The sequence below is a fragment of the Mesorhizobium sp. Cs1299R1N1 genome, from assembly GCF_037179655.1.
Taxonomy (GTDB): domain Bacteria; phylum Pseudomonadota; class Alphaproteobacteria; order Rhizobiales; family Rhizobiaceae; genus Mesorhizobium; species Mesorhizobium salmacidum.
This window is the reverse complement of the sequence record NZ_JAPYKR010000007.1, coordinates 374,613-386,750: the sequence shown is the minus strand read 5'-3', so window position 1 is coordinate 386,750 and position 12,138 is coordinate 374,613. Positions and strand designations below refer to the sequence as shown.

The 12,138-nt window shown below is 62.4% G+C and carries 15 protein-coding genes and 1 pseudogene; 3 read left to right on the top strand and 13 right to left on the bottom strand.

Annotated features, from left to right (window positions below; genetic code table 11):
- Entirely contained in the window at positions 1–609 is a 609-nt protein-coding gene (locus O7A70_RS18145; protein WP_027142370.1) for a YqgE/AlgH family protein, read from the bottom strand.
- Positions 610–782: 173 nt separating this feature from the next.
- Here O7A70_RS18145 and O7A70_RS18140 point away from each other — a divergent pair, with 173 nt between their 5' ends.
- From O7A70_RS18140 to O7A70_RS18130, 3 genes are all read left to right on the top strand, one after another.
- Positions 783–1,589: a protein-disulfide reductase DsbD domain-containing protein gene (locus O7A70_RS18140; protein ID WP_337141602.1), complete on the top strand. Its 807-nt coding sequence runs from the start codon at positions 783–785 to the stop codon at positions 1,587–1,589.
- Positions 1,590–1,776: 187 nt separating this feature from the next.
- Positions 1,777–2,259, top strand: a complete 483-nt coding sequence (locus tag O7A70_RS18135) for a peroxiredoxin (protein WP_337141601.1) — start codon at positions 1,777–1,779, stop codon at positions 2,257–2,259.
- Positions 2,260–2,353: 94 nt separating this feature from the next.
- A complete protein-coding gene (locus O7A70_RS18130; protein WP_337141600.1) occupies positions 2,354–2,830 on the top strand; it encodes a DUF2938 domain-containing protein in 477 nt (158 codons plus the stop codon).
- A gap of 2 nt (positions 2,831–2,832) precedes the next feature.
- Here O7A70_RS18130 and O7A70_RS18125 read toward each other — a convergent pair whose 3' ends face one another.
- The 12 genes and pseudogenes from O7A70_RS18125 to ctaD form a co-directional block, all read right to left on the bottom strand.
- Complete coding sequence (locus tag O7A70_RS18125; RefSeq protein WP_337141599.1) at positions 2,833–3,414, bottom strand: histidine phosphatase family protein; 582 nt, start codon at positions 3,412–3,414, stop codon at positions 2,833–2,835.
- 42 nt (positions 3,415–3,456) lie between these two features.
- On the bottom strand, positions 3,457–3,990 hold the full coding sequence (rnhA, locus tag O7A70_RS18120; protein WP_027142365.1) for a ribonuclease HI: 534 nt from the start codon (positions 3,988–3,990) through the stop codon (positions 3,457–3,459).
- Positions 3,987–4,949 (bottom strand): homoserine kinase, encoded by a 963-nt coding sequence (locus tag O7A70_RS18115; RefSeq protein WP_337141598.1) that lies wholly within the window; start codon positions 4,947–4,949, stop codon positions 3,987–3,989. The genes rnhA and O7A70_RS18115 overlap by 4 nt, the downstream gene beginning before the upstream one ends.
- Before the next feature lie 6 nt (positions 4,950–4,955).
- Entirely contained in the window at positions 4,956–5,966 is a 1,011-nt protein-coding gene (gene ispH / locus O7A70_RS18110; protein ID WP_337141597.1) for a 4-hydroxy-3-methylbut-2-enyl diphosphate reductase, read from the bottom strand.
- A 70-nt stretch (positions 5,967–6,036) separates the two neighbouring features.
- Positions 6,037–6,792, bottom strand: coding sequence for an SURF1 family protein (locus tag O7A70_RS18105; RefSeq protein ID WP_337141596.1), 756 nt, complete (start codon positions 6,790–6,792; stop codon positions 6,037–6,039).
- A complete protein-coding gene (locus tag O7A70_RS18100) occupies positions 6,789–7,175 on the bottom strand; it encodes a DUF983 domain-containing protein (RefSeq protein WP_027142361.1) in 387 nt (128 codons plus the stop codon). Before O7A70_RS18100 ends, O7A70_RS18105 begins: the two co-directional genes overlap by 4 nt.
- An 18-nt stretch (positions 7,176–7,193) precedes the next feature.
- Positions 7,194–7,702: pseudogene (locus O7A70_RS18095) on the bottom strand (L,D-transpeptidase family protein).
- A 68-nt stretch (positions 7,703–7,770) separates the two neighbouring features.
- The gene (locus O7A70_RS18090) at positions 7,771–8,652 is read right to left on the bottom strand and encodes a cytochrome c oxidase subunit 3 (protein WP_027142360.1); all 882 of its coding nucleotides are present in this window, start codon (positions 8,650–8,652) and stop codon (positions 7,771–7,773) included.
- Between the two features lies 1 nt (position 8,653).
- Entirely contained in the window at positions 8,654–9,286 is a 633-nt protein-coding gene (locus tag O7A70_RS18085; protein WP_337141595.1) for a cytochrome c oxidase assembly protein, read from the bottom strand.
- Complete coding sequence (locus O7A70_RS18080; protein WP_127873161.1) at positions 9,286–9,447, bottom strand: hypothetical protein; 162 nt, start codon at positions 9,445–9,447, stop codon at positions 9,286–9,288. The genes O7A70_RS18085 and O7A70_RS18080 overlap by 1 nt, the downstream gene beginning before the upstream one ends.
- A gap of 2 nt (positions 9,448–9,449) precedes the next feature.
- The gene (locus O7A70_RS18075) at positions 9,450–10,394 is read right to left on the bottom strand and encodes a heme o synthase (RefSeq protein WP_337129847.1); all 945 of its coding nucleotides are present in this window, start codon (positions 10,392–10,394) and stop codon (positions 9,450–9,452) included.
- A gap of 74 nt (positions 10,395–10,468) precedes the next feature.
- Entirely contained in the window at positions 10,469–12,121 is a 1,653-nt protein-coding gene (gene ctaD, locus O7A70_RS18070) for a cytochrome c oxidase subunit I (protein WP_140507797.1), read from the bottom strand.
- Positions 12,122–12,138: the final 17 nt, after the last annotated feature.

Below are 12,138 nucleotides of genomic sequence, written 5' to 3'. Positions count from 1 at the left end.
TCAGGCGTGGCCGGCAGCCAGGCTGAGATGGGCGAGATCGATGCCGATCGAGGCGAGAATCCGGTCGTATTTGCGCTCGATATCGGCGTCGAACAGCAATTCCGGCGTCGCCGGGCAAGTCAGCCAGCCATTTTCGGCGATCTCGGTTTCCAGTTGGCCGGCGCCCCAACCCGAATAGCCGAGCGCCATCAGCGCGCGGCGCGGCCCTCGCCCTGACGATATCGCCCGCAATATGTCGACGGTCGCAGTCAGGCAGATGTCGTCGGAAACGGTGAGCGAGGAGTCCACGCGGTAGTCGCCCGAATGCAGGACGAAGCCCCGACTGCGGTCGACAGGCCCGCCATTGCGCACGACGAAATCGCGCGCCTGCGCCGGAAGGCGGATCGCCTCCAGCTCGTTCATGATGCCGAGCTGCACCAAAAGGTCCGGAAACAGCATCTGCTGCGTCTGGTTGATGATCAGGCCCATCGCGCCTTCGTCGCTGTGGGCGCAGATGTAGATGACCGAGCGCGTGAAACGATCGTCCTTCATGCCGGGCATGGCAATCAGGAATTGATCGTCGAGAAAGCCGCGTCCGGCGGCTGTCTTCTTGTGGCGCAACAAATCCATGCCAGGGAGCGTAACGCGTTTCCCGGGCGCCGAAAAGATGCGCAGTACCGGATTCGACCAAAGCCCACATTGCGGGGCCGGCCTTGGCTTGCCCGCGAAGGTCACGCAAATATGATATCGGCAAGGGCCATGAAATCATTGCGCGGCCACGAAGGGACGATCAAATCATCGCCATGCAAAGCTTGAAAATCCTGTTGCTCGGTACTGCCATCGGATTGGCGGCCGCCCTCCCCGCCACCGCCTCCTCATCCGCCTGGTACAACAGCGAAGGCGGCAAGGTGCGGCTTGTGACCAGCGGCAAGCCGGACGACGCCGGCCGCATTCAGGGTGTTCTCGATATCGCGCTCAAACCCGGCTGGAAGACTTACTGGCGCGATCCGGGTGACGCAGGTGTGCCGCCGCAGCTGGACATTTCGGCCAGCACCAATATTGCCGATGCGACACTGTCGTTTCCCGCACCGCAGCGCCACGACGATGGTTATGGCAAATGGGCCGGCTACAACTATCCGGTTTCGCTGCCGGTGACGTTCACGCTGGCGACGCCGGACCAGCCGGCCGTCATCGATGCCGACATTTTTCTCGGCATTTGTGAAACCATCTGCATCCCGGTGCAGACACGGCTGAGCGTCGACCCAGCTTCCGATCCCGACAATGCCGACGACGCGGCATTGGTAAAGGCGAGTTTCACGGCATTGCCGGCACCTGCAAAACCCGATTTTGGCGTCAAGGTGCTGCCGGGCGATCACGAAACGCTGGTTGTCGAGGCGAGCTTCCCTGGCGATCCGCGGGCAGCGGATTTCTTCGTCGCCGGCGAGCGCGATTATATGTTCGGCACCTCCTCCCGCGCGGAAAAAGACGGCAAGTTGATCTTCACCGTGCCGATCCTCGATCGCCCCTCGACGACGCCGACGGGCGGCGGGCTCCACTATACGCTGACGAGTTCGGCGGGCGCGGTCGAAGGGCTGCTGCCTTTCCCTTGAAGCGCGTCGTATTGAAACGAACCCGTACGATGCGCTCCAAGGTCATCTCCTTGTACATGTCGTTAGCCCAAAATCGCTGCGCACTTTTGGGCGACATATACTGAAGCTACTGCCGCGATGGTTGCGGGAAGCCACCGAGTTCGCTAGGCAAGCACGCGTCCTTCCCCATTCCCCAAGCGAGGAACTCATGACCATCTCTGTTGGCGACAAGCTGCCCAAGGCGACCTTCAAGACCATGACGGCCGACGGCGCGAAGCCGATCACGTCGGCCGAGATTTTTCCGGGCAAGAAAGTGGTGCTGTTCGGCGTTCCCGGCGCCTTCACGCCGACCTGCAGCAATAACCATCTGCCCGGCTATCTCGAGAACCATGACGCGATGCTGGCGCGTGGCGTCGACACCATCGCAGTCGTTTCAGTCAACGACGTCCACGTCATGGGCGCCTGGGCGCGCTTCACCGGCGGCGAAGGCAAGATCCTGTTCCTCGCCGACGGCAATGGCGACTTCGCCAAGGCGGTCGGTCTTGACGCGGACTACTCCGGTGGCGGCATGGGCCTGCGCTCGAAGCGTTTTTCGATGATTATCGACGACGGCAAGGTCACCGCGCTCAATGTCGAGACCAAACCCGGTGTCGATGAGTCAGGCGCGGCTCATATTCTCGGCCAGCTCTGAGCTTCGACGGCCGGTCAGGCGAGGCCGCAACGGCTGGCCTCGCCCGACATGCGGCTGCGCTCCAGAACTGCCGGCTCCCGGAGGGGATTCCAACATGTTTGATATCTTCTGGCGCGCTATCGCGATCGGCGTCGGCGCCACCGTCCTGATGGATATCTGGGCCTTCTTCCTGCACAAGGCGTTTGGCCAGCCACGGCCGAACTGGGGGCCGGTCGGGCGCTGGGTCTGGCACCTCGGCGACAAGGTGTTTCATGACGATATCGGTGATGCGGCGCCCTACGCCCGTGAGAAGGCGCTGGGCTGGGCTTTCCATTACTTCGTCGGCATCGTCTACGGCATCATCCTGGTGGTGCTGGCGGGCGCAGGCTGGCTGGCCTCCCCGACCTTCCTGCCGGCCTTCATCCTCGGCATCGTCACCGTCGGCGCCGGGTGGTTCCTGTTGGCCCCAGGTATGGGCGCCGGCTGGGCGGCTTCAAAGCGGCCGAACCCGATGGAGATCCGCGCCCTCAATCTGGTCTCGCACACGGTGTTCGCACTTGGGCTTTGGGTTACGGCGCTGCTGATCCGCTAAAATCAGGGCTGTTCCAGCCTGTCGATCGGCTGCCATTCATGGATAACGTGGCGCGCACCGATATTGTAAGCAAAATAATTGCCGCCGCCCGACGGCTGATCCGCTTCGCGGCTGATCTGCCTGCCACTCAGCGACAGCAGCAGGAGTGTTCCCACGCCTCCATGGCCCACAACAGCAATGTTGCCGGCGCCGGCATCGAGTACGGCCTCGACCTCGCTCACGATGCGCTGCTGCGCGTCGATGGCCCGCTCCCAGCCACGAATGCTTTCGTGCGGATTGGCGAAGAACTGATCGGCGACCGCCTCGAACTCCGGAGGCGGCAGGAAACCCGTCGCCGACCGGTCGTTCTCATGCATCCGCGGCCTCACCTCTACGGCAAGATTTAGATGCCGCCCGAGCACTTCGGCGGTTTCGATGGCCTTGCGTTCGCCCGACGCCACCACATGTCCGATCGATGCGATCCACGGCTGGTTCAGCATTGCGTGCGCCCTGGCCCGGCCGATGTCGGACAGGCCCCAATCCGGCACCGGAATGGTGGCGTCGATCTGAACCTGAGGATGGGTGATGTAGTAGGCGATCGGCATGACAGAAATTCTCCGGCCGGTCAGCCGGCCGCGAACAGAAGCTCAATAGCTCTGGGTCGAACGACGTGCTTTCGTGACCAGCGGCTGCTTTGCCTGGATATCGGGCTTCGGTGCCGACACCGCCGGCCTGAAAGGTCCCTTCTTGAACGGCGCCATGCCTTCCCTTGCCAGTTCGTCGGCACGCTCGTTCTCGGTATGGCCGGCATGGCCCTTCACCCAGTTCCAAGTGACCTTGTGGCGTCGGTTGGCCTCGTCCAGCGCCTGCCAGAGCTCGCCGTTCTTGACCGGCTTCTTGTCCGCGGTCTTCCAGCCATTCCTCTTCCAGCCATGGATCCATTTGGAAATGCCGTCCATGACGTATTTGCTGTCGGTATGAAGCTCGACCGTGCAAGGCTCCTTCAACGCGTTCAGCGCCGAGATGGCCGCCAGCAATTCCATGCGGTTGTTGGTGGTCTCGGCCTCGCCGCCGAAAAGCTCCTTGGTGGTGCCGTTGAAGCGCAGGATGGCGCCCCAGCCGCCGGGGCCGGGATTGCCCGAACAGGCGCCATCGGTAAAGATTTCAACCTGCTTGCTCATGCCAATCCATATTCCGAAGGAGATCTGATCGCCCGGTGGAACCGCATTCTTCTGATGTATTCGGTCGGGTCGCGTTTCATCACCAGCCCGCCATCGGGGACGGTCAGCCAATCGTAAAGCCGGGTCAGCATGAAGCGCAGGGCCGAGCCGCGCGACAGCATCGGCAGCGCCGCCTTCTCCTCCGCGCTCAGGGGGCGCACGCTCTGATAACCGGCAAGCAATGCCTTGCCCTTGGTGAGATTGAAGGAAAAATCCTTCTCGAAGCACCAGGCATTGAGGCAGGTGGCGACATCGTAGGCGTAGAGATCGTCACAGGCGAAATAGAAATCGATCAGCCCCGATAGCTTCTCGCCCAGGAAAAAGACATTGTCCGGGAAAAGATCGGCATGGATGATGCCCTCGGGAAGGCCCTTGGGCCAGTTCTGCCCGAAATCGGCGAAGTCGGCATCGACCTCGGCCGCAAGGCCCGGCTCGACCTCGTCGGCGCGGTCGCGAGACGCATCCCAAAGCTTGCGCCAGCCATCGAGAGCGAGCGCGTTCGGGCGCCTCATGGAAAAATCGGCGCCGGCCAGATGCAGCGCGGCCAGTGCCTTGCCGACCTCGGCACAATGCGTCGCGGCCGGTCGCCGCAGCGAAAGCCCCTCGAGGAAGGTGATGATGACCGCCGGCCGGCCGGCCAGCATGCCGATGACGCTGCCGTCATGCGCGGTCACCGGCAGCGGGCAGGACACCCCCTTGTTTGCGAGGTGGCCCATCAATCCGAGGAAGAAAGGCAGATCCTTCTTCTCGACCCGCTTTTCATAGAGCGTCAGGATGTAGGAGCCGCTGGAGGTGTGCAGCAGGAAGTTCGAATTCTCGGTGCCTTCGGCGATGCCCTTGTAGGACAGGAGATCGCCGACCGGGTAGTGCTTCAGGAAAGCGCCGAGTTCGCCCTCCGCAACGTCTGTATAGACCGCCATGGCCGTTCACGCGGCCCCGTTGACGAAGGCCATGTCGGCCGGCGTCAGTTCGACATCGCGCAATACCCGCATGACCGGAAAATCCTCTGTTTCGGTGGCCGTGATGGCCAGGTCGATGGTCACATCGAAACGCTGGCGGAACGCGTCGATGATCTCGTCGACGATGATCTCGGGCGCCGATGCCCCCGCTGACAGGCCGAGCGTCGAAATGCCGCCGATCTCATTCCACGGAATTTCAGCGGCGCGCTGCACGAGAAGCGACATGGCGGCGCCGGCGCGTTCCGCAACTTCGACGAGACGGCGCGAATTCGAGGAATTGGGGGCGCCGACGATCAGATAGAGGTCAGCCCCCGGGGCGGTGTCCTTGACCGCCTCCTGGCGGTTGGTGGTGGCGTAGCAGATCGATTCCGCCGCCGGCGCTTGCAGGTCCGGAAAGCGCTCCTGCAGCGCGCGGATGATGCCGGCGGTATCCTCGACCGAGAGCGTTGTCTGGGTGACGAAACCTAGTGCCTCGGGATCGGCCGGCGCAAGCCGGGCGGCATCGGCTTCGGTCTCGACCAGCGTTACCGCGCCTTCCGGCAACTGCCCCATGGTGCCGATCACCTCGGGGTGCCCGGCATGGCCGATCAGCAGAACGTGGCGGCCAAGCCGCTGGTGACGCATCGCCTGTTTGTGGACCTTGGAGACCAGCGGACAGGTTGCGTCGAGATAGAACAGGTTGCGCGCCTGCGCGTCCGCCGGCACCGACTTGGGCACGCCGTGCGCCGAGAAGACGACCGGCGACTGCCGGTGTTCGGCCGGAATTTCGGAAAGTTCCTCGATGAAGACGGCGCCGAGGCTTTGCAGCCCCTCGACGACATAGCGGTTGTGCACGATCTCGTGGCGGACATAGACCGGCGCGCCATATTTCTTCAGTGCCAGCACGACAATCTGGATGGCACGGTCGACGCCCGCGCAAAAACCGCGCGGCTGGCAGAGCCGGATCGTCAGAGGAGGCTTGGCGATTGTGTGAAGCATTAAATCCTGCCGGTTCGTCAGCGCCGAAATGAGGTGCCTACCCCTGCCCTGTCAAGGGTATCGCTCGTGTTCATTCCTCTTTCGCCGGCCGGCGAAGCCGTAGGATGAGTACGGCGGCAAGCGCCGCGGCAAGCCCATACCAGGTGACAGCATATTGCAGATGGCTGTTTGGCAGATCGATGATGGTGACGCCTCCGACCGGCAGGCCGCCTGGATTTGGCGTCTTGTCGGCATCGATGAAGATCGGCACCAGCGTTAAGCCGGCCGGCAGGCCGGCGCTCGCGGCCATGACGTCGCGGTCCTTCCAGTAGAAGATGTTCTTGGCCACGTCATTGTCGGGAAGCATCATGGAGGGCTTTGCCGGAAGCGGGTTGCGGGCAAGCCCGGTGACCGTGACCTTGCCCGCCACCTGTCCCTTGGCGCGCTTGGCGGCGTCCTTCAGGTCGTAGGGCACAAAGCCACGGTTGATCAGGACGAAACCGCCCTCGTCAAGGGCCAGCGGCGTGTAGACATTGAAGCCGGCATCCCCTTCCCAGGTCGCGTAGAAATGTCGTTCGCCGGAATGCAGGAAAGTGCCTGTGACAGTGACCGGCGTGTAGTCGACGTCGCCGGTCGAGGCGAATTCCTTCTCGACCTCGGCCAGCGGCAGCGGCGCCGAATGCGTGCGCTGGTCGATCGTCTGCAGCAGGTCTTCCTTCCAGTGCAGGCGCTGGACCTGCCATGTACCAAGCGCCAGCAAGACAAAGAACAGCACAAGGCCAAGGGCGAACAACAGTGCCGATCTCGGCCGCGAACGGCCGCCGGCCTTGACGGAAGCGTCGCTCATTCGCCGCGGTCCAGCCGGCCCTCGGCCGCTTTGTTGCGGTATTGAAGGGTGAGCAGCACGCCCTTGATCAACCGGAGCGCCGTCAGGCACAGCACCAGGGCCAGTGGGATCCATATCAGCAGATGCAGCCAGAGCGGCGGACTCAGCGTCACCTCGACCCAGAGCGCCAGGCCGACGATGATGAAGCCGATGATCAGGATGACGAAGACCGCCGGCCCGTCGCCGGCATCGGCGTAGGAATAGTCGAGGCCGCAATTGACGCAGCGCTTGCCGACGGTGAGAAAGCCGGAAAACAGCCGCCCCTCGCCGCAACGCGGGCAACGGCCGTGCAAGCCGGCCGAGATCGGATCGATCGGAGGCCAGATCGCCCTGTCTTCACTCATGGTTGCCTTCATTCATGGTCATTGCCCGATATCGATCGGTGTCCCATCGGCCACCATTGCCCAGATTTCGTCCATGTCGGAGTCCGTAACCCCAATGCAGCCAGCGGTCCAGTCGACCAATTGAAGCAGCCAGCCCCACCAGCCGAAGCCGTTCGGCTGGCCGTGGATCATGATCATGCCGCCGGGATCGACATTGCGTGCCTTCGCGGCCGCCAGATCCTTGGCATCGGGATAAGAGACATGGATCGACTTGTGCGCGATGCTGTTGGGATTGCGCCAGTCGAGGATATAACGCCCCTCGGGCGTGCGCTGATCGCCCTCCTGGTGTGCTTGTGGCCTAAGGGATCCCCACCGAGCGCAATGCCGTAGCTGCGCAGGACCTTGCCGTCGCCGATCAGTTCGAGCCGCCGTTCCGCCTTATGGACACGCACCAGATCGACCCTGTCCGCGGCAAGAGCCGGGAATGCCAAGACGATAAACGCGAAAATTACCGAGATCAGCCGCATCTTCCATCGATCGACGATCATTGCGCCGAAAAGAAGAAGGCGGCCACGTCGCCGCGGCCGCCTTTCCTAAATCGAATCCCAAAGGCGGATCAGTGACCTTCGATCACCGCGCCGACCGATCCCCAGACGTAGATCGAGGCAAACAGGAACAGCCAGACCACGTCGACGAAGTGCCAGTACCAGGCGGCCGCCTCGAAGCCGAAATGCTGCTTGGGGGTGAAGTCGCCCTTCATCGCGCGGATCAGGCAGACCAGCAGGAAGATGGTGCCGATGATGACATGGAAGCCATGGAAGCCGGTCGCCATGAAAAAAGTGGCGCCGTAGATGGAATCCTTGAAGCCGAACGGCGCGTGCATGTACTCGTAGGCCTGCACCATTGTGAACAGCATGCCGAGGCCGACGGTCAGCACAAGGCCGTTGACCAGCCCCTTGCGGTCGCCGTGGAGGAGCGAGTGATGCGCCCAGGTGACCGTGGTGCCCGACAGCAGCAGGATGACGGTGTTGTAAAGCGGCAGATGGAAGGGATCGAGAACCTCCATGCCCTTCGGCGGCCAGACACCACCGGTAAACGTATGGCGCGCGTAGTTCTGCACCTCCCCGGCAAAAAGGCTGGCATCGAAATAGGCCCAGAACCAGGCGACGAAGAACATCACCTCCGAGGCGATGAACATGATCATGCCGTAGCGCAGGTGGAGCGACACGACGCGCGTGTGGTGGCCCTCATGCGCTTCCTTGATCGTGTCAGACCACCAGGCGAACATGGTGTACAGGACGATCACGATGCCAATGAAGAACAGCCACGGATTGGCGATGTTGAAGCCGAAGATCGGGAAGGAGCCGCCCTTCAGGTATTCCATGAGGCAGACACCGCCAAAAGCGGTGACAAGCGCCCCGACCGATCCCACGAAAGGCCACGGGCTAGGGTCGACGAGATGGTAGTCATGGTGTGGTTTTGCGTGCGCGTCTGCCATATCAACCCCCGAGATTTCCTTCGGTATCTGAAACTGTCTTGCTGGTGCCCTTGGCCGGCTGCGAGGAGGCGACCGGCTTGTTCTTCTCGACCGGGAACATCGTATAGGACAGGGTGATCGTCTTGATGTCCTTCAGTTCCGGCACATTCACGATGTCGGGGTCCACATAGAACAGGACCGGCATGTCCAGCGTCTCGCCGGGCTTCAGCGTCGTATCGGTGAAGCAGAAGCATTCGACCTTGTTGAAGTACGGACCGGCCAGTTCCGGCTGCACGTTGAAGGTGGCGCGGCCTGTGACGGGGCGATTGAACTTGTTGGTCGCCTGATAATGCGCCTGCACTGTCTGCCCGATCTTCATGGTCATCGAGCGCTGGACCGGCTGGAATTCCCAAGGCACGCCGGCAATGTTGGCGTCGAAGCGGACGGTGACCTCGCGGTCAAGCACGCGGCCGGCATACTGCCTCTCGGCACGCTGCGTGGTACCACCGTAACCGGTCGCCTGGCAGAACATCTTGTAGAGCGGCACGGCGGCATAGGCCATGCCGATCATGCCGGTGAAGAAGGCGAGGCAGACGGCCGCGACGACGCGGTTGCTGGTCTTGCCGGCCGTCTTTCTGGGCGTCTCGACGCTCATCACATCTTGCCCGACAAATTGTGGCCGAACTTCACGATCGTGGCGATGTAGAAAATCACGACCAGCAGAGCCAGCGCTACGCCTATCGCAATGGAACGGCTGCGCTGGGCCTTCTTCTGGCGATCGGTCAAGGTGACCGTCTCGAGTTCTTTCTCGACCATAGTCATGCCCCACCCATGGCAAGCGCGCGTTCGACGACACAGTCGGCCAGATAGGCGGCGAAGATGGCGAAGAGATAGAGCAGCGAATAGGCGAACAGGGCCTTGGCCGGCTTCATGGCGCGGTCGTCGTCGGCCATGCCAAGCACTTTCCAGGCATACCAGACGAAACCAACGCCCAGCAGCAGAGCGGCCACGCCATAGAATGGCGTCGTGTAGCCGAGCAGCCAGGGCAGCACGCCGACCGGGGCCAGCACCAGTGCGTAGGCGAAAATCTGACGGCGGGTCGATGCATGGCCGGCAACGTTCGGCATCATCGGGATGCCGGCGCGGCCATAGTCCTCGGACTTGAACAGCGCGAGCGCCCAGAAATGCGGCGGCGTCCACAGGAAAATGATCAGGAACAGGATGATGCTTTCGAGGCTGACCGATCCGGTCGCCGCGGCCCAGCCGATAACCGGCGGGATGGCGCCCGCGGCACCGCCGATGACAATGTTCTGCGGCGTCGAGCGTTTCAGCCACATCGTGTACACGACGGCATAGAAGAAGATGGTGAAGGCCAGCAGCGTCGCGGCCAGCCAGTTGACCAGCACGCCGAGCGTCATCACCGACAGGACCGAAAGGACCAGGCCGAAGCTGAGCGCCTCGTGCGGCTGGATACGACCGGACGGGATTGGGCGGCTGGCGGTCCTGGTCATCACCGCGTCGATGTCGGCGTCGTACCACATGTTGAGAGCACCCGACGCGCCAGCCCCAATCGCAATAGCCAGAATGGCTATCACCGCCAGCAGCGGGTTGATGGTCACCGGTGCCGCGACCAGCCCGACAAAGGCGGTGAACACCACCAGCGACATGACGCGCGGCTTCAGGAGGGCGAAGAAATCGCCCGCCGTCGCTTCCGACATGCGGAAGCCCGCTTCGTCAATGCTGGTTTTGTCGACTAGGGCCATGCGTACTCAAGTCCATTATTCCGTTGGCCAAAACCGCCGGCGGACCGGCGGTTTTGCATTCGAGGGGAGCCGCCTTACCTGATCTTCGGCAGCTGCTCCCACTGGTGGAAGGGCGGCGGCGAAGGCAGCTGCCATTCGAGAGTCGTTGCGCCCTCGCCCCATGGGTTGGCTCCGGCCACCCGCTTCTTCTGGAACGCTTCGAACACGCAGTAGAGGAAGATCAGGACGCCGACGGCCGAGATATAAGAACCGATGGACGACACATAGTTCCAGCCGGCAAACGCGTCGGGATAGTCGATGGTGCGGCGCGGCATGCCGGCGAGGCCGAGGAAATGCTGCGGGAAGAAGATCAGGTTGACGCCGACGAAGGTGACCCAGAAGTGGGTGTTGGCGATGACAGGCGAATACATGTAGCCGGTCATCTTCGGAAACCAGTAATACCAGCCCGCGAAGATGGCGAACACCGCGCCCAGCGACAGCACGTAGTGGAAGTGGGCAATGACGAAATAGGTGTCATGCAGCGACCGGTCGAGGCCGGCATTGGCCAGCTGGACGCCGGTGACACCGCCGATGGTGAACAGGAAGATGAAGCCCAACGCCCACAGCATCGGCGTCTTGAACGAGATCGACCCGCCCCACATCGTTGCGATCCAGGAGAAGATCTTCACGCCCGTCGGCACCGCGATGACCATGGTGGCGAAGACGAAATAGCGCTGCGTGTCGAGCGACAGGCCGGTCGTGTACATGTGGTGCGCCCAGACGATGAAGCCGACGGCGCCGATCGCGACCATCGCGTAAGCCATGCCGAGATAACCGAACACCGGCTTGCGCGAAAAGGTCGAGATGACGTGGCTGATGATGCCGAAGCCCGGCAGGATCAGGATGTAGACTTCCGGGTGACCGAAGAACCAGAACAGATGCTGGAACAGGATCGGGTCACCACCGCCATCAGGCGCGAAGAACGTCGTGCCGAAGTTGCGGTCGGTGAGCAGCATGGTGATGCCACCGGCCAGAACCGGCAAGGACAACAGCAGCAGGAATGCGGTGATCAGCACCGACCATGCAAACAGCGGCATCTTGTGCAGGGTCATGCCGGGCGCGCGCATGTTGAAGATGGTGGTGATAAAGTTGATGGCGCCGAGGATCGACGAGGCGCCGGCGATGTGGATCGACAGGATCGCCAGATCCATGGCCGGTCCGGGCTGGCCCGAAGTCGACAGCGGCGGATAGAGCGTCCAGCCGCCACCCACGCCAAAGGCGCCAGGCGCACTCGGAACGAACATCGAGGTGAGCAACAGGATGAACGCCGGCGGCAGCAGCCAGAACGAAATGTTGTTCATGCGCGGGAACGCCATGTCGGGAGCACCAATCATGATCGGCACCATCCAGTTGGCAAAACCGCCGATAAGCGCCGGCATGACCATGAAGAAGATCATGATCAGGGCATGCGCGGTGGCGAAGGCATTGTACATGCTCTTGCCGCCGTCGATCGCGGCGTCACCGTTCATGCCATAGACCATCTGCGCCAGGCCGCTGAAGATCTGGATGCCAGGCTCCTGCAGCTCCATGCGGATGGCGACCGAAAGCGCGCCGCCGATGATGCCGGCCATGATCGCGAAGATCAGGTAGAGCGTACCGATGTCCTTGTGGTTGGTCGAATAAACCCACCGCACCCAGCCATGATACGGCTTATGGTCGTGCCCGTCGTGAGCTGCAGCGTCTGCCATGTTCCGCTCCGTTCCCT

What these genes read in the sequence shown, in the direction of transcription:
- O7A70_RS18135 (WP_337141601.1), top strand. Translation starts at nt 1,777, where the DNA reads ATGACCATCTCTGTTGGCGACAAGCTGCCCAAGGCGACCTTCAAGACC.
- O7A70_RS18145 (WP_027142370.1), bottom strand. Translation starts at nt 609, where the DNA reads ATGGATTTGTTGCGCCACAAGAAGACAGCCGCCGGACGCGGCTTTCTC.
- ctaD (WP_140507797.1), bottom strand. Translation starts at nt 12,121, where the DNA reads ATGGCAGACGCTGCAGCTCACGACGGGCACGACCATAAGCCGTATCAT.
- O7A70_RS18080 (WP_127873161.1), bottom strand. Translation starts at nt 9,447, where the DNA reads ATGGTCGAGAAAGAACTCGAGACGGTCACCTTGACCGATCGCCAGAAG.
- O7A70_RS18075 (WP_337129847.1), bottom strand. Translation starts at nt 10,394, where the DNA reads ATGGCCCTAGTCGACAAAACCAGCATTGACGAAGCGGGCTTCCGCATG.
- O7A70_RS18140 (WP_337141602.1), top strand. Translation starts at nt 783, where the DNA reads ATGCAAAGCTTGAAAATCCTGTTGCTCGGTACTGCCATCGGATTGGCG.
- O7A70_RS18105 (WP_337141596.1), bottom strand. Translation starts at nt 6,792, where the DNA reads ATGAGCGACGCTTCCGTCAAGGCCGGCGGCCGTTCGCGGCCGAGATCG.
- O7A70_RS18125 (WP_337141599.1), bottom strand. Translation starts at nt 3,414, where the DNA reads ATGCCGATCGCCTACTACATCACCCATCCTCAGGTTCAGATCGACGCC.
- ispH (WP_337141597.1), bottom strand. Translation starts at nt 5,966, where the DNA reads ATGCTTCACACAATCGCCAAGCCTCCTCTGACGATCCGGCTCTGCCAG.
- O7A70_RS18090 (WP_027142360.1), bottom strand. Translation starts at nt 8,652, where the DNA reads ATGGCAGACGCGCACGCAAAACCACACCATGACTACCATCTCGTCGAC.
- O7A70_RS18115 (WP_337141598.1), bottom strand. Translation starts at nt 4,949, where the DNA reads ATGGCGGTCTATACAGACGTTGCGGAGGGCGAACTCGGCGCTTTCCTG.
- O7A70_RS18100 (WP_027142361.1), bottom strand. Translation starts at nt 7,175, where the DNA reads ATGAGTGAAGACAGGGCGATCTGGCCTCCGATCGATCCGATCTCGGCC.
- O7A70_RS18130 (WP_337141600.1), top strand. Translation starts at nt 2,354, where the DNA reads ATGTTTGATATCTTCTGGCGCGCTATCGCGATCGGCGTCGGCGCCACC.
- rnhA (WP_027142365.1), bottom strand. Translation starts at nt 3,990, where the DNA reads ATGAGCAAGCAGGTTGAAATCTTTACCGATGGCGCCTGTTCGGGCAAT.
- O7A70_RS18085 (WP_337141595.1), bottom strand. Translation starts at nt 9,286, where the DNA reads ATGAGCGTCGAGACGCCCAGAAAGACGGCCGGCAAGACCAGCAACCGC.